We start from the raw sequence: 14,954 nt of genomic DNA, 5'->3' as shown, positions 1-14,954 counted from the left end.
TTGTGTGCTTTCTGTCTGTACTTGTTCGTAGATATCAGAGAGTTCCATGCGTCCTTTCGGGAAAACGTGAATCTGAAGGGATGCGTCATCGAGAGATGAGCGACAATTCCATTGAAACAGGTAAACAGGTGAATGAATAGAGCACAAAAAGCACGCGTCCCTGCATATAGATGGTTTCTGGCGGCAGTGATCCTCTTTCTGCTTTTCCTCCTCTGTACCGCTCTGTATGCTGCGGGGGTCTTTCACACGCCGGTGCTGCGGCTGGAACAGCAATGGCTGCTTCGCCCGGCGACGCGGATTGACTGCCTCTTCTGGGAGTGGCGGCGGGCCGGGGTTTTTCCGGTCAGCCTCCTGTTCACAGTGCTGCTTGGCGGGCTGTGCTGGCTCCTCGGGTATCGTAAGCGCGTTGTGATTCTGCTGGTCTTTTTGCTGGCCGTGGCTATGGGTTTTGAGGTTGCCGGGAAGCTGGCCTTTGAATTTACTATGCCATCAGCCCTCCGTTCCGGCCTTACCACGCTGGCCTGTCCCCAGATGTATGGTCAGCCGAAGATCGTCGAGGTGAAGACCGCGCTTGGTTTCTGGAACGAGATTCCCGCGCCAATCGCTGAGAAGGCCAGTTGGGCCCGCGATGTGGCTCAGATGCCCCTACCGATGGATGATCTTTCCAAACTACCACCCGAAGATATAACCGGCGAGAGCGGCTATCCGAGCGGGCATGCCTTGCGCTGGATGTTTCTTGGCCTGATCGCCTGCTGGCTCTGCTGGAAGCACCTGCGTGTGCCTGTGCTGCGTGAGCTGCTGGCGGGATGCTTCCTGTTTCTGGCCTTTTTCGGTGGCTTTATGCAGTTCTATATCGGCAATCATGTTTTGACCGACACGCTGGCCGGGTATCTGCTCGGCGCGGCGGCGGCCTGTGCGGCGATCGGGGGCCTGCTGCTCTGGCGGCGGCCCGCAAAGGTCTAGAGCGCTTCCAGGCGTTCCTTGCGTTTCTGGGCGGCAAAGTAGTCGGGGTCAAGCTCCAATGCGCGATTGATCGCGGCGAGCGCCTCCGCTTTGCGTCCCAGAATGCCGAGCACCCAGGCTTTGCCGTCCCATGCCGGGACATAGGTTGGGTTCAGGCTCAGCGCATGCTCGAAGTCTGCCAGCGCCTCCTGCTGGCGTTTGAGCATCGCAAGGCATGTGCCTTTGACATACCATGCCTCAGTGTTTGTCGGGTCGAGAGCAACCGCTTTCTCCGCGGCAGAGAGTGCCTCGACATAGCGAATCGCGTTGGAAAGATGCTGGCTGTATTCGAGCCAGAATGCAGCCTGCTTTTTCTTGGTATCTTCTTGCATCAGGATTCCCTGTCGTTGGTATTCCAGAGCGTCACGACCTGTTGATAGGCTTCCCAGGTGTCGACGTCGGTGGCCGTCTCGATCGTGCCTGCTTCGATAGTCGCGACTTCATCCGCATGCCGGGCAATGACCTGCCGCCCGCCCTCGTCTCCGCGAACGCACAGCAGCTCTGGAAAGAGACTGGCATCAAAGAGGACTGGATTGCCGCGTCTGCCCTCATAGAGTGGGGCAATAATGCGCTTGCCAGTCGTACGCTTTTCTGCGATAAGTGTATCCAGAATCGACGCAGAAAGCAATGGCTGATCTCCCAGGACAATGCATGCGCCCTCAACGGGATACGGTTCAAGGGCATGCAGCCCGGCATGCAGTGAGGTGCTCATTCCCTCCTGATAGGCCGGATTTTCCACTGCGATCAGATCAGGGTGGGAAAGTGCAAGCTGTTCCTTGATGCGCTGCGCCTGGTAGCCAAGTACCAGGACGACCGGGCGAGCCCGGGACGCGAGCACTGCCCGAAGCACATGCGCGAGCACCGGCTGCTCGCCGAGCGGAAGCAACAGTTTGTGCTGGCCTGCCCTCATTCGGCTGGATGTGCCTGCTGCCAGAATCACGGCAGCTATGGATGTAGACATACAACGCTTGTCCCTTTCGCTTCGTGATTGCTCAATAAGAGAGTTATAGCATATTGTGATGGACAGATGCATCTCTATGTGTTTATTCTGAAAAGAAACGAGAAAATTTCTCGCAGGAGCCGGGAGAATGGAAAGATTGGACGCCGAGACACAGGCAAAATATGAGCACCTGCGGGCCATTTTGCGCGAGATGGGCTCTGTGCTGGTGGCCTATTCAGGTGGGGTTGATAGCGCCCTGCTGCTGAAAGTGGCGCATGATGTACTCGGGGAGCGGGCGCTAGGCGTGATCGCAGCCTCTCCTGCCTACGGGCCCGAGGAGACACAGGCGGCTATCGAGGTCGCGCGGCAGATGGGGGTTCCGCTGCTCCAGATCGAAACCCACGAACTTGAGGACGAGCGCTACACCGAGAATACAGTGCTGCGTTGCTACTTCTGCAAGACCGAGCTGTTTACGCGACTGGAACCGATTGCCCGGGAGCGAAACCTGCGCTATATCGCCTATGGCCTGAATCGGGATGATCTGGGTGACTTTCGCCCCGGGCAGCGGGCGGCGCGTGAGTTTGGCGTGCGTGGTCCCCTGAAAGAAGCTGGGATGGGCAAGCAGGAGATTCGAGCGGTCGCGAAATGGTTGAATGTGCCGGTCTGGAATAAGCCTGCGATGGCCTGCTTCTCGTCGCGAATCGCCTACGGGCAGAAGGTCGATGTGGCCTCGCTACGCATGATCTATCGGGCGGAAAAGGTGTTGCATGAACTGGGGTTCAAGCAGGTACGCGTGCGTCATCATGAGAAGCTGGCGCGCATCGAGGTCGAGCGCTCGGAGATCCCGCGCCTGATTGATGAGGAAATCAGCCGCCGTGTGACGCAGGAGTTACGGCAGATTGGCTACCTCTATGTCACGGTTGATCTTCAAGGATATCGCACGGGCAGCATGAACGAGGCCTTCTTCCGCAAGCGAGAATCCGTTTGAGCCGTTTATGGTATAATGTGGGTTGGTGTAAGAATGACACCAGGTCAGAGAGTTTTTCATCAGGAATAGACTATGCCAGAGCGTATTATCTACCTCGATCATGCCGCAACAACTGCCCTGGATCGGCGGGTCCTGGAGGCGATGATGCCATATCTGACAACCGAGTATGGCAACGCCAGCAGTATTTATACACTGGGCCGGCATGCGATGCAAGCAATTGATCATTCACGAGAACAGGTCGCCGAGCTATTGAACTGTCGCGCGGCGGAAATTGCCTTTGTCGGGTGTGGCTCCGAAAGCGATAATCTCGCCTTGAAGGGGCTGGCGTTTGCCGCACAGAAGAAGGGCAAACATATTATTACGACGCCGATAGAGCATCACGCCGTGCTTCACACCTGTCATTATCTGGAGCGCTTTGGCTTTCAGACGACCTATCTGCCAGTTGATGAGTATGGACGAGTGAACCCTGAGGATGTTGAGCGCGCGATCACCGATGAGACGATCCTTGTTTCGGTGATGTACGCGAACAACGAGGTGGGAACCATCCAACCGATTGCGGAGATCGGGCGGATCTGTCGTGCGCACAAAGTGGCGTTCCATGTTGATGCTGTGCAGGCCGGGGGATTGTTACCACTGGATGTGCATGCCCTGAACGTGGATATGCTATCGCTTTCGGCACACAAGTTCTATGGCCCGAAGGGTGTGGGTATTCTCTATGTCCGTCAGGGTGTGCGCATTCTGCCGCAGTTGCAGGGAGGCTCACAGGAGCGTGGCCGCCGTGCCGGAACCGAGAATGTGGCCGGGATCGTAGGAGCTGCGACGGCGTTTGAGCTGGCACAGCGTGAATTTCCGCAGGCAGTCGAACGGATGCAGGCGTTGCGCGATCGACTGATCGAGGGTGTGCTTCGCATCCCCGACGCGCGGCTGACTGGCCACCCAACCGAGCGTCTGGCGAACAATGCAAGCTTCTGTTTTCGGGGCGTCGAGGGCGAATCGATCCTGCTGAGTCTGGATATGCACGGCATCGCTGCTTCCACCGGTTCAGCCTGTACCTCCGGGGTGGTCGATCCATCGCATGTCCTGGTAGCGATGGGCATTTCGGACGAATGGTCACGGGGCAGTCTGCGCCTGACACTGGGCAAGGACAACACCGAAGAGGATGTTGAGAAGGTGCTGACAGTCCTTCCCGAGATTGTCGAGAAGGTGCGAAGTCTGGCTTTATAGCGTGATCGCAATGAGGTATGAGATGACCGCGTACACCGGGTGCGCGGTCGCTGCTTTTTTGGTCTCTATTTTGGGTTCATATTGGCGGGTGAAATATATCGGATTGGCTGATTGTAGTCGATAGGAAAGTATGGTACATTGTGCGTAGTGCTTGTGAGGCACCAGGTGGAAGGTGGTTGTATCGCATTTTCTGGCTACAAAGTCGTAGTTTGTATGTGACAACACCGTAAGTTGTATCAGTGCAAGCAGGCCTCCAGGCCCTAACGAAAGGAAGAAACCGAGTGGATATGGATACGCTGAAACGTGAAGTGCTGGCGCAGCGAGTGCGTCAGGTGAAACCATCTGGAATCAGAAAATTCTTCGATATCATAAATACGATGCCGGAAGTTATTTCGCTTGGCGTTGGTGAGCCGGATTTTGTCACCCCTGAACACATTCGGCAGGCTGGCATCCGGTCTATTGCCGAGGGACGCACACAATATACCTCCAATTACGGCATGATTGAGCTGCGGCAGGAGATCAGCGCGATGTTGCAGCGCCGCTATGGTGTGTCCTATGACCCGGCGACGGAGCTGCTGGTCACGGTTGGCGTCAGCGAGGGCGTTGATCTGGCGATGCGTACGTTGATTAATCCGGGCGATGAAGTGATTGCGCCAGATCCCGGCTATGTTGCGTACGAGGCGGATATTACCTTCGCCGGTGGTGTGGCGGTGCCTGTGCCCACGTACGCCGAGCATCAATTTGCGATCCGAGCTGAAGATATCGCGAAGGCGATTACGCCGCAAACGAAGATGATTCTGCTTGGCAACCCCAATAATCCTACCGGGGCTGTGATTCCGCGTGAAGAGTTGGAGAAGATCGCGAAGCTGGCAATTGAGCATGATTTACTGGTGGCTTCCGATGAGGTTTATAGCCGTCTCGTCTATGGTACTGAGTATGTCAGCATTGCCTCGTTGCCCGGGATGCGTGAGCGCACAGTTCTGCTTGACGGCTTCTCGAAGGCCTATGCTATGACTGGCTGGCGCGTTGGCTATGTGGCGGCTCCGGCTTTTATTCTGGAAGCCATGCTGAAGATCCACCAGTACACCATTATGTGCGCCGGAACGGCTCCCCAGGAAGCGGCTATTGAAGCGCTGCGCAATGGTGAAGAAGATGTTATCCAGATGCATGACGAGTATGAGCGCCGTGGACGCATGTTTGTTGACGGACTCAATCGACTTGGCCTGAAGTGCTGCGAGCCAAAGGGTGCCTTCTATGCCTTCCCCTATATCGGCCATATCGGTATGAGCGACGAAGAGTTCGCGGAAAAGCTGCTCTTTGAGGAACAGGTTGCAGTTGTGCCTGGAAGCTCGTTCGGTGCGGCGGGCAGGGGGTATGTCCGCTGCGCCTATTGCACGGCTTATGACAAGCTGGAAGAGGCCCTCAGACGTATAGAGCGCTTTGTGCAGAAGTACCAGCGGTGAGCAGAAAAGCGGGAGCGGTTCTTGCGCCGCTCCCGAAGCGTCGCTGTTAGTCCTCGGCGCTGATACGATCCCACGAAGGAACAAAGCTTCGATCTCGCTTGAGCTCGAAGAGGTTGGGATATTTCAGGGCCCATGCAGTAAAGTCCCAGAGCTCACCCGCCTCATCGCCCTTCGGTACGTTTTGAATGACCGGGCCATAGAATCCGACATCGGAGCCGTCGAGGGCGATCGTCGGGACGCCGAAGGCGTGATAGCGCTGGGCGGCTTCTTCATGGTCTTTCAGCACATCCAGAATCGTTTCTTCGGAGGCCAGAGCAGAGGTGACAAAATACGAGCCGCCTGTTCTCTCCGCCAGACCTGCCTCTTCAACGGCTTCCTCGACGGTCCCGCGATCAAGCTGTTTCCCGCGACCGTGGGCAGCATTTCCCAGGGCAATATAGAGCTTCTCCACACCCTCGTTTCCATGAAGGCGACGGACCATTGCGAGCGTGCGTAGAGCCGTCCAACCCGCGCCGTTGACGTAATCTGGTTCTGTATCTGGCGCTCGGTTCACGACTTCCAGGCTGAAGAAACGCCATGTAACCTCTATCGGGCGTACCTTACGGGCGTTACGAATCCATAGGGCGGTGCGCCACGCAAATGGGCAGAGGGGGTCAAAGTGGAATTGAACGTGTGCTACATTCGTGGTCATATCTACAATTGCTCTCCTGTCATTCCTTATGCGATATCGTCAAGCACTTCAATTCGGGAAGTGAGCTCGATTTCAGCATACGATGTTGCCAGGAGAGGTGTCAAGCAGATGACCGCGAACTCCGTTCAATATCGGGTGGTGGGAAGCTCTGGTTGTGGTACAGGCTGCTGTGTGGCGATGGTGAGCGTCACTTTGCTCTGGCGGGAATCCTGAAGGAGATTCAGCACGGCCTGAGGCATTGTGATGACCTCGTGTTTATTATGGAGCAGCACGAGATAAAAATGCAACCGAAGATCCTGCAACACGGCCAGAATAGTATCTGTATCGAGGAGCACCCCTTTCTCATTGCGCATAAAGAGGAGGATACTGGCGTTATTGAGCTCGCTTGCCAGGGCACGAATGCTACTGAGGGGACTCGGTGTGTGCAACTCAATGCGTTGTAGTGGTATCTGAAAGTGCCTGGAACGTCGATAGAGGAACTCAAGAAAATCCTTTGATTGCTGAATGACTTCCAGCCGAATCACTCCGTCCTCGGGTCGGTGTACCAGTGAGAGCGCCACCAACCGACAATCAAGATGACGTGCGAGGGCAAACCCCTGATCGATAGCGCCTACATCGATATCATGTAGGAACGGTAACAGTAGTGTTTTCATCTTCTTCCCTATCCAGTTCTTACAAAAGCGGGTGTTACCTGAGTGGATGGTTCTCTATAGAGTATAGTAATATATTACACCTCAATGGGAGCTCAAAGCATTATGCTGGTTCCTCAAAAATCGCTCAAGATGGCTTGTGGAGGCGAAGAAACAGGAAGGGATTTTGTAGGATGGAAGAGGGAGCAACCTCCCGAGAGGAGCACTCTCAGGAGATTGCGGAAAAAATGGCTAACACTCGCTGTGACCGCAGCTATAGCACTTGCGGCAGCCTTCTTCATAGACCATCGCGTTACTGCCACACTGCGGGCAGATGTTCCCGGTGAGATTGGTGATCTCGAACGAGGAGGATTGCGGTGTCTCGATCTCGGGTTGCGGCTCTTCCGCCGAATGCTCACCGTTCTGGCGGCTGAGCTCTTCGATATGGGTTTCGAGCGCCCGGGCAACGGCGTCGGGTAGTGAGCGAACCTGCTGCGGACCGAAACCGACGGTGCGACTGCCTCCGATACCGCGAAGCTGCTCTGCGATTGCTTTGGCACGGTCAACCTGTGAGAGCGGGCTGAGGATTTGCAGTGTCAGCGAGATCAGGCGACCGAGCGCCTCCGAGAGGGCCGCGATATCGCTTCCTGCCTTGCCGACGTTTACAAAGACCTCGAATGGTCCCTGGTCGTCGCTATTGATTGTGATGTTGACCTTGCCTTCCGGTGCGCGAACCTGTCGTGTATAGCCGTTGATGACCTCGGGGCGCTGTTTGATGCCCTGCTGAATCGAGGTCACAGGCTCGATCATCGGGGTAGAGGCAATAACTTCCTCGACCTCTTTGATGGCTGTCTTTTTCTCGTCTTCGAGGCGGGTCAGCACGGCATCACGTGAGCCATCACGATAGTAGGTGACACCTTTACAGCCCATATCGTAGGCGAGCTGGTAGAGCTTGCGCACCTGATCGATGGTATGATCATTGGGCGCGTTGACCGTCTTGCTGATGCTGGAATCGGTGTACTTCTGAATGATTGCCTGAACCCGCACATGTTCTTCCGGCGAGAGGTCTTTCGACGAGACAAAGTAGCCCGGAGTTGGCTTATTCGGGTGTTTATCACGCCACTCTTGCAGGAGCGGATGGTAGAGAATATGTTCTCCGGTGCGGTCACGTCGGATCATGGCGAAGTCGTAGACCGGTTCAATGCCGGAACTGACGCCTGCAAGCAGGCTTGTGGTGCCGGTAGGTGCCTGAGTCAGTAGTACACCGTTGCGAATACCGTGCTGCTTGATGCGCTCCTGAATGGCTTTTGGCAGCCGCTTGATAAAGCGACCCTGCATATACTTCTCGCGGTCGAACTTGCCAAAGGGACCTTTTTCCTCCGCAATCTCGGTTGAGGCCTCATAGGAGGCGTCGCGGATGGTCTGATAGATCTTCTCGATGACGGGCAGAGATTCTTCGCTGCCGTAGGCGATCTTCATTTTAATCAGCGCATCAGCCAGACCCATCGTGCCGAGACCGGTGCGGCGTGTTCCTTCCTGCTGCGCTTTTCGGTTCTCCTCTAAGAAGTAGTGGGTCGAATCAATGACGTTATCCAGGAAGCGGATCGCCACCTTTGCTGTTTCAGCCAGGCGCTCGTAGTTCATCTTGCCATTTTCGACGAACGTTGAGAGGTTCAGCGCTCCAAGATTACAAACGCCGAAAGGCGGCAGGCCTTGTTCACCACAATTATGGCATATAATACCATTTGCTGTAAAAAGATGCATTTCGGGTTCGGTCAGATCGTAGACAATTTCTTCGCCATCAGGGATCAGGCTTTCAAATGTGGCGAGAAACGCTTCCTGATATGGGCCGCTGGTGTAACTGGCAAGTGTTTGCTCCAGTTGCTGCTGCTTCTCGTCGGTAAGGAAGCCGATGTGATCGGCGAAAGTTCGCAGGCTGCCCTTGCTAATTACCAGTTCGTGGTATGCCTGACAGTTATAAGCTACCTGGTTCCCTTTCCCATCTGGCAACATGCGTGCTCGGGTCGTACGCTGATTCTTATAGATGCGTGAGTAGATGCCAAAGTTCAGCAGGACGCGTTGGACACCCTGTAACAACTGTTCGCTGCAAGAAGTCAGGCGAACGCTCAATCCTTTGGCAATTGATCCCTGCACCGAGCCATCTGCTGTAAAGAGAGCTGAGAGGAAGCCCTTTTGCATCTCTCGTTTCCCTTTCAGGACCGAAGAGGGAACCTGAAGCTTCTCATGTAGTAGTTCAGGGTCAATCAGGCGTAGCAGGCGGGCGGATTCAATGCGAACCTCGTTATGGGATGTGATATCAATGACACTAACAGGGTATTCACGAACGTTCTGGCGATCAGTGACAAGGCGATTGACAGCTTCTGCGAAACGAGGTGCTATTGCTCGCTCCGGGCCAAAGAAGGAAAGCACTGCACTACCCTGCCGCTTCGTGTTGATATAGCCATCTCCAATCAGCCAGCCAAGGACAAGCCCGAGATCTTCATTGCCACTATGTCCGAAGGCTCCTTCACTATGCAGAAGAACAATGCTATCTTGAGGGGTCAGTTGACCAGCTTCCTTCCATCCGGTAGAAGTAAGTACCTTATGATCGCGGGTAAGGCGCAAAGAATAGCCTTCTTTTGTCTGCAAACGATAAACGGGTTTCACTCCGGTCTCAAAGACATGGCTGGCTTGCCGCAGCGTTCTACCAGGTTTGTGGGTGACGCGGGCCTCTGTATGGGGGCGTCCTGCCAGTGCCAGTTCTTCGATGGTCACATTTGGCGATACCACTGTAACTGGAAGGCCTTGCTCTGCCAGTTCTTTCGCGCTGATGAGACCTTTGTCTGTATAGATCAGCGTATCCCCTGTCACGCATGGATTAACGCAGCGGATGTTCTCGAAGTACCATGTATTCGATTCTTTGTTGTAGCGGTCCATGAAGACCACGCCGGGCTCAGCAGATTCCCAGGCCGAGGTGCAGATCAGGTCCCACAGATAGCGGGCCTTGACCGTCTTCTTGACCTCGCCCTGCCAGACCAGATGCCAATCAGCGTCATCGCGCACGGCCTGCATAAACGCATCGGAGACAGCAACTGAGAGGTTGGCATGCTCGATCAGTCCCGGGGTTTTTTTGACGGTAATGAACTCTTCAATATCCGGGTGGTTGTCATCCAGCATGAGCATTAACGCCCCGCGCCTGCTTCCGCCTTGCTGAATGACATCTCCTGTGGCAACAGAGTAGAGTTGGGCCCATGAACACGGTCCAGAGGCGGTCCCGTTCACGGTCTTGATATAGGAACCACGCGGGCGCAAGCTGGAAAGGTTAATGCCCACACCACCGCCGCGAGCCATGATCTCGGTCATGAGCTTGAGGTTATCAAGAATGCCCTGGCGGCTATCCTCCGGCTGAGGGATCACGAAACAGTTTGAGACAACGACACCCGCTGAGACGAACGAATGGTCTTCTTCGACCTCGATGTCTATGACTGTTCCTTCGTATTCCTCAATTGCGATTTCATTGATCCTTACCCATTTGAGACCATCATAGTCAATGGAGAATGTAAGATCGATATCGGATGATGGCGCTTGTTGCCCGAAAAATGCTTGAAAGAGAGGAGCACACTCATTGACTGTGGCATGCAGCCGATAGGTTGGTACACGCCCTGAGCGCTGCGTGTTCTCGCGAATTGAAAACAGATAACCCAGTCTCAGGAGCAATTGATGAACTTGTGCTGTAAGTACACGATTCGCGAGGCCGAGGCCGCTTCTGTTTCGTGAAGAAATGGAGCCATCGGCACTAAAGAGCCCGTGAAGCAGTTTTGTGGTGAGATGGGCGGGCATCTGCATCAGCCAGGATGGGATATGCTTCTTATAGCTATAACCTCCGAAAAGAGCCTTGAAGAACTCTCCCAGTGGCATTGAGCTGACCCGGAGGTCATACCAGCGTTCAGTAGTGCTGAGCTTTATTGAGCCTTCAATACCAAATTTAGCAACAATAATACGTGCGATCTCTTCCGCTTCTTTTTGTTCATCAAGACCAAAGACAAACTGAATGCCGGATGGAATATCTGTTCCTGTGTGATGCGTGATGCTGCCATTCCCAAGCCAGCGGCCAAAGAGGTAGCATAAGTCCTCATCGAGTTCCAGCCGATCGTTGAGCTTGTAACGGGTATCCCCATCTGATATATCTCCATGATGGCCGTGCGTCGTTGCTTTGAAGAGCTTTCCATCCTCTACGCTATAGCCTGTAGCATACTCATGGATGTAAAGAGGCTCGGGGCTTTGTTCTTCACTGTTGTAGGCAGCAGCAAGAAAATCGCCGGGTTTTAGCTCTTTGGCCGGAATCCAGGCCGGTTCATGTTGCAGGTGCAATCCGTCTCTCGATTTGTGCTTGTGAACCCATTCAGAGCGGATGGCGTAAACTTTGTGTTCTCCTGTGACGCGTAGATCATCATAGCCGATCTTTGCGGGACGAATGATATAGAGCGGCTCTGCTGCTTCGCGCTCAAATTTATGGAGAACGGAGCGTAATCGGTTGCGATGGGTGACAACCAGATCACCTATGGCTACCTGTGCGATGGGTTTATAGCCTTCTGCGGTCAAAATTTCTTGATCGGGAGGCATGCAGTTATATGCTGTTACCTCGTGCCCTGTGCCAGCGCCTGCCAGAATGCGTCCGCCGGGAACGAACTGGAAATCTTTGAGGACGTCATAGAATTTCTGCTCCCACTCCTGGCGTTTTTCTTCCGTCTGTTCAACGGCTGCAATGCCACGGGCAACACGGGCCCACATCTCTTCAGGGGCCTGCTCAATGGGCTCGCCAGATGAGCCTTTCAGGGCATAGCGGTCCATGAAGACTTTCTGCCGAATGCCTTCAAGTTTCGTCTGAGGTGACTGCTGGATCGGGCGCTCCTGCTGATGTACCATAAAATGAAAGCTCCTTTTACCAGACCTGACGACCTTTGATCTGCTAAGCTTGCAAACAGGTGTCGTCAGAATGTATCGTTACGAACTCAGGTCGGATGTTTTCGGTGCAACGCCCCTCAGTATACTCTTCGCGCCTGCCAAAAACAAGCCCTTTTCACAAGATATAGTAATATTTTAACATGTCAGCACAATATATTGTGTTGTAAGCGCTACAGCACAGGTATATGGTATGATAAAAGCGCGAGGCGGTGGAATGGGGCTTCAGGCCCTATTTGATGTTCTCTCTCTCGCTCGATTCTATTCTTTCTGGAGGGCTGTTATGCGGGCGGAAATCATTTCTTGTGGAACTGAACTCTTATTAGGACATATCACTGATACCAATGCAACATATCTTGCCCGGAGTCTGGCGACCGTGGGTATTGATCTGTTTTTTGTCTCGCAGGTGGGTGATAACCTCAAACGCATGGTTGAGACGCTGAAACGAGCCTGGGAGCGCTCCGATCTGATTGTGATGACCGGTGGCCTGGGACCGACCGAGGATGACCTGACACGTGAGGCGATCAGTACGCTGCTCGGCGAAACCATGCAGGTTGACCACGAGCTTGAGCGGACGCTGCGAGCTCATTTTCACGGCTCTAATCGGCCCATGCCTGAGCGGAACGTGAAGCAGGCGACGCTCATTCCGTCTGCGCAGGCGCTACCAAACCCTGTCGGCACGGCTCCTGGCTGGTTTGTCCAGAAGGATGGGCGTATCCTGATCGCGATGCCGGGGGTTCCCCGCGAGATGTATCGTATGTGGGAAGAGGAGGCCCTACCACGTCTGAAGCCGCATCTGGGGGCGACTCTCTTCACGCGGATTTTGCGTGTCTATGGTATGGGCGAATCCAATGTAGAAGAGGCGCTCGGCAAGCTGACGACCAGCACCAATCCAACGGTCGCAACCTATGCAAAAGAAGATGCCGTTGATGTGCGCATCAGTGCGAAGGCTACTACTGCTGAAGCAGCGGAAAAGCTGGTCTCAGAGATGGAGCTACAGGCGCGGCAGGTGCTCGGCTCGCATGTCTTTGGCATTGATAATGATACGCTGGCAAGTGTTGTCGGAGGGTTGTTGCAGGCGCGACAACAGACGCTCGGTGTGATGGAGTCATTGACTGGTGGGCTGCTTTCCAGCATGATTACAGATGTTCCTACCAGCTCGCGTCACTTTATTGGCGGTCTTGTGACCTATAGCACCGATCTCAAGGTACAGATGGGGGTGCCTCGGGCCGTTATCGAGAAGTACGGGGTGGTGAGCGAGGAGACAGCACGGGCGATGGCGCATGCAGTGCGGGTTCAGCTTGGGACCTCGTTTGGTATCGGAATCACAGGTGTGGCTGGCCCTGATCCTGTTGATGATAATCCGGTTGGAACGGTCTATATTGCCGTAGAGGGACCGGAGGGTGTCGCGACCAGTATGGGCCCCGGTTGGCGAACCGGACGCAAAGACAGTAAGAGGCTGGCGGCCCTTTCGGCGCTTGATCTGCTGCGTCGAACATTGGAAGGAGTGGTGACAGTACAATAATTCCCTCCGAAGAGCATGGAGAGAATTAACCGGGTCTGCTCTTGTACCGCCCGAGTGGGGATGATAAGATCAGATGCAAAGATCACGAAGCAAGGGGGATGGGGAGGAGCGTTTAGGACGCTTTGCCCTGATGAACGGCCTATGAAGATATGGCGGCAAAAGGATAAGCAGACGAAAAGCGACCGCGCTGAACGAAAGAAGCATGCGCGGTCACGTTTTCGTTCTTCTCCTCTCTATAAGCTACTGACTGTACTTGGCCCCGGCTTGATTGCGGCAAATGCCGGAAATGACGCCGGTGGTATTGCGACGTTCTCGACATCGGGAGCTAGCTTCGGCTATGCGCTGCTCTGGGCGCTGGTCCTTGCGGGAATCTGTCTGGCGATTGTGCAGGAAATGTGTGCTCGTATGGGGGCTGTGACCGGAAAGGGACTGGCTGACCTGATCCGTGAACAGTTTGGCGTGCGATGGGCGGCGCTTGCCATGCTGGCGCTTCTGATCGCGAATACAGGTGTGACGATATCCGAGTTTATGGGTATCGCGATGAGTGTGCAGGTGCTTTTTAATGACCCACATACGCCCTGGGTCTATGTTGTAGTGCCGGTAGCAGCAATCGCGCTCTGGTGGCTGGTAATCAAGGGGTCGTATCGCCGGGTTGAGAAGATCTTTCTGGTGATGTCTCTGGGGTTTCTGGCCTATATCCCGGCTGCGTTTGCGGCGCATCCCGATTGGAGTGCGGTCGGACGCGAACTGGTGTTGCCCACGTTGAGCGGGAATTCCGCGTATCTACTGGCGGCGGTAGCGCTAGTCGGTACGACGATCAGCCCATATATGCAGTTCTTTGTACAGGCGTCGGTCGCCGATAAGGGCATTCATGCCGGTGAATATTTTTATGAACAGGTTGACGTGTATAGTGGTACCGCGTTTGCGGTTCTGATCGCCTGCTTTGTGGTTGTGACCACGGGGGCTACCCTGTACCCGAACACCCCGGTTGAGACGGCGCTTGATGCGGCTCTGGCCCTGAAGGATTTCGCAGGCCCCTATGCTACCATCCTGTTTGGTGTGGGTCTTTTCGGTGCCTCGCTGCTGGCGGCGGCGGTCTTGCCGCTTTCCACTTCGTACGCTATCTGTGAGGCGTTTGGCTTTGAGCGCGGTGTCTCGCGAAGTTTTAAGGAAGCGCCGGTCTTCCAGAGTATCTTTACCGGTCTCATTATTCTTGGCGTGATTGTGACGCTGATCCCGGGACTACCATTGATTCAGGTGCTGCTGTTCTTGCAGAGCGTGAATGCGGCGATGTTGCCGATTCTGCTGGTCTTTATTATCCTGTTGGTGAATAATCGTCGGTTGATGGGGCGGCGTGTGAATGGTATCGTCTTTAATATTATCTGTTGGGCGACTGTTATCTTAATCACGCTTATGATCGTTGTACTGATGTGGGTCAATAGCATCTGGCCCTTGCTTGCACCGCTGTTTCATCTTGGCTAAGACCAGAGCCACAGGGCCGATGTTTCCTGTGACATATGGCGGTAGAAA

11 protein-coding genes are annotated in these 14,954 nt (G+C 54.6%); 6 read left to right on the top strand and 5 right to left on the bottom strand.

The window, feature by feature from the left end; translation table 11 throughout:
• Window positions 1-132: 132 nt before the first annotated feature.
• Window positions 133-963, top strand: coding sequence for a phosphatase PAP2 family protein (locus tag EI42_RS00460; RefSeq protein WP_111317565.1), 831 nt, complete (start codon window positions 133-135; stop codon window positions 961-963).
• Here EI42_RS00460 and EI42_RS00455 read toward each other — a convergent pair.
• Window positions 960-1,334, bottom strand: coding sequence for a tetratricopeptide repeat protein (locus EI42_RS00455; RefSeq protein ID WP_111317563.1), 375 nt, complete (start codon window positions 1,332-1,334; stop codon window positions 960-962). The two genes, EI42_RS00460 and EI42_RS00455, sit on opposite strands and share 4 nt — an antisense overlap.
• Entirely contained in the window at window positions 1,334-1,963 is a 630-nt protein-coding gene (locus tag EI42_RS00450; RefSeq protein ID WP_170142251.1) for a nucleotidyltransferase family protein, read from the bottom strand. The genes EI42_RS00455 and EI42_RS00450 overlap by 1 nt, the downstream gene beginning before the upstream one ends.
• 127 nt (window positions 1,964-2,090) lie before the next feature.
• On the opposite strand from EI42_RS00450, the gene larE reads away from it, so the two are divergent.
• From larE to EI42_RS00435, 3 genes are all read left to right on the top strand, one after another.
• Window positions 2,091-2,930, top strand: a complete 840-nt coding sequence (larE, locus tag EI42_RS00445) for an ATP-dependent sacrificial sulfur transferase LarE (RefSeq protein WP_111317561.1) — start codon at window positions 2,091-2,093, stop codon at window positions 2,928-2,930.
• A gap of 72 nt (window positions 2,931-3,002) precedes the next feature.
• Window positions 3,003-4,154: a cysteine desulfurase NifS gene (gene nifS / locus EI42_RS00440; protein ID WP_111317559.1), complete on the top strand. Its 1,152-nt coding sequence runs from the start codon at window positions 3,003-3,005 to the stop codon at window positions 4,152-4,154.
• Window positions 4,155-4,441: 287 nt separating this feature from the next.
• Window positions 4,442-5,617 carry an aminotransferase class I/II-fold pyridoxal phosphate-dependent enzyme gene (locus tag EI42_RS00435; RefSeq protein ID WP_111317557.1) on the top strand — a complete coding sequence of 392 codons (1,176 nt, stop codon included), beginning with the start codon at window positions 4,442-4,444 and terminating at the stop codon, window positions 5,615-5,617.
• 46 nt (window positions 5,618-5,663) lie between these two features.
• Here EI42_RS00435 and EI42_RS00430 read toward each other — a convergent pair whose 3' ends face one another.
• The 3 genes from EI42_RS00430 to EI42_RS00420 all read right to left on the bottom strand — a co-directional run bounded on the left by EI42_RS00430 (window position 5,664) and on the right by EI42_RS00420 (window position 11,863).
• Complete coding sequence (locus EI42_RS00430) at window positions 5,664-6,308, bottom strand: mycothiol-dependent nitroreductase Rv2466c family protein (RefSeq protein ID WP_111317555.1); 645 nt, start codon at window positions 6,306-6,308, stop codon at window positions 5,664-5,666.
• Window positions 6,309-6,433: 125 nt separating this feature from the next.
• Window positions 6,434-6,961 carry a hypothetical protein gene (locus tag EI42_RS00425; protein ID WP_111317553.1) on the bottom strand — a complete coding sequence of 176 codons (528 nt, stop codon included), beginning with the start codon at window positions 6,959-6,961 and terminating at the stop codon, window positions 6,434-6,436.
• A gap of 228 nt (window positions 6,962-7,189) precedes the next feature.
• On the bottom strand, window positions 7,190-11,863 hold the full coding sequence (locus tag EI42_RS00420; RefSeq protein WP_170142250.1) for an LAGLIDADG family homing endonuclease: 4,674 nt from the start codon (window positions 11,861-11,863) through the stop codon (window positions 7,190-7,192).
• A 319-nt stretch (window positions 11,864-12,182) separates the two neighbouring features.
• On the opposite strand from EI42_RS00420, the gene EI42_RS00410 reads away from it, so the two are divergent.
• Entirely contained in the window at window positions 12,183-13,424 is a 1,242-nt protein-coding gene (locus EI42_RS00410) for a competence/damage-inducible protein A (protein ID WP_170142249.1), read from the top strand.
• A 141-nt stretch (window positions 13,425-13,565) separates the two neighbouring features.
• A complete protein-coding gene (locus EI42_RS00405) occupies window positions 13,566-14,906 on the top strand; it encodes an Nramp family divalent metal transporter (RefSeq protein WP_111317549.1) in 1,341 nt (446 codons plus the stop codon).
• Window positions 14,907-14,954 lie beyond the last annotated feature (48 nt).

Source organism: Thermosporothrix hazakensis, assembly GCF_003253565.1.
Taxonomy (GTDB): Bacteria; Chloroflexota; Ktedonobacteria; order Ktedonobacterales; family Ktedonobacteraceae; genus Thermosporothrix; species Thermosporothrix hazakensis.
The sequence above is the reverse complement of the archived record's forward strand: the minus strand, read 5'-3'. Positions and strand labels throughout refer to the sequence as shown.

What these genes read in the sequence shown, in the direction of transcription:
- EI42_RS00430 (WP_111317555.1), bottom strand. Translation starts at nt 6,308, where the DNA reads ATGACCACGAATGTAGCACACGTTCAATTCCACTTTGACCCCCTCTGC.
- larE (WP_111317561.1), top strand. Translation starts at nt 2,091, where the DNA reads ATGGAAAGATTGGACGCCGAGACACAGGCAAAATATGAGCACCTGCGG.
- EI42_RS00410 (WP_170142249.1), top strand. Translation starts at nt 12,183, where the DNA reads ATGCGGGCGGAAATCATTTCTTGTGGAACTGAACTCTTATTAGGACAT.
- EI42_RS00405 (WP_111317549.1), top strand. Translation starts at nt 13,566, where the DNA reads ATGAAGATATGGCGGCAAAAGGATAAGCAGACGAAAAGCGACCGCGCT.
- nifS (WP_111317559.1), top strand. Translation starts at nt 3,003, where the DNA reads ATGCCAGAGCGTATTATCTACCTCGATCATGCCGCAACAACTGCCCTG.
- EI42_RS00435 (WP_111317557.1), top strand. Translation starts at nt 4,442, where the DNA reads ATGGATACGCTGAAACGTGAAGTGCTGGCGCAGCGAGTGCGTCAGGTG.
- EI42_RS00460 (WP_111317565.1), top strand. Translation starts at nt 133, where the DNA reads ATGAATAGAGCACAAAAAGCACGCGTCCCTGCATATAGATGGTTTCTG.
- EI42_RS00450 (WP_170142251.1), bottom strand. Translation starts at nt 1,963, where the DNA reads ATGTCTACATCCATAGCTGCCGTGATTCTGGCAGCAGGCACATCCAGC.
- EI42_RS00455 (WP_111317563.1), bottom strand. Translation starts at nt 1,334, where the DNA reads ATGCAAGAAGATACCAAGAAAAAGCAGGCTGCATTCTGGCTCGAATAC.
- EI42_RS00425 (WP_111317553.1), bottom strand. Translation starts at nt 6,961, where the DNA reads ATGAAAACACTACTGTTACCGTTCCTACATGATATCGATGTAGGCGCT.
- EI42_RS00420 (WP_170142250.1), bottom strand. Translation starts at nt 11,863, where the DNA reads ATGGTACATCAGCAGGAGCGCCCGATCCAGCAGTCACCTCAGACGAAA.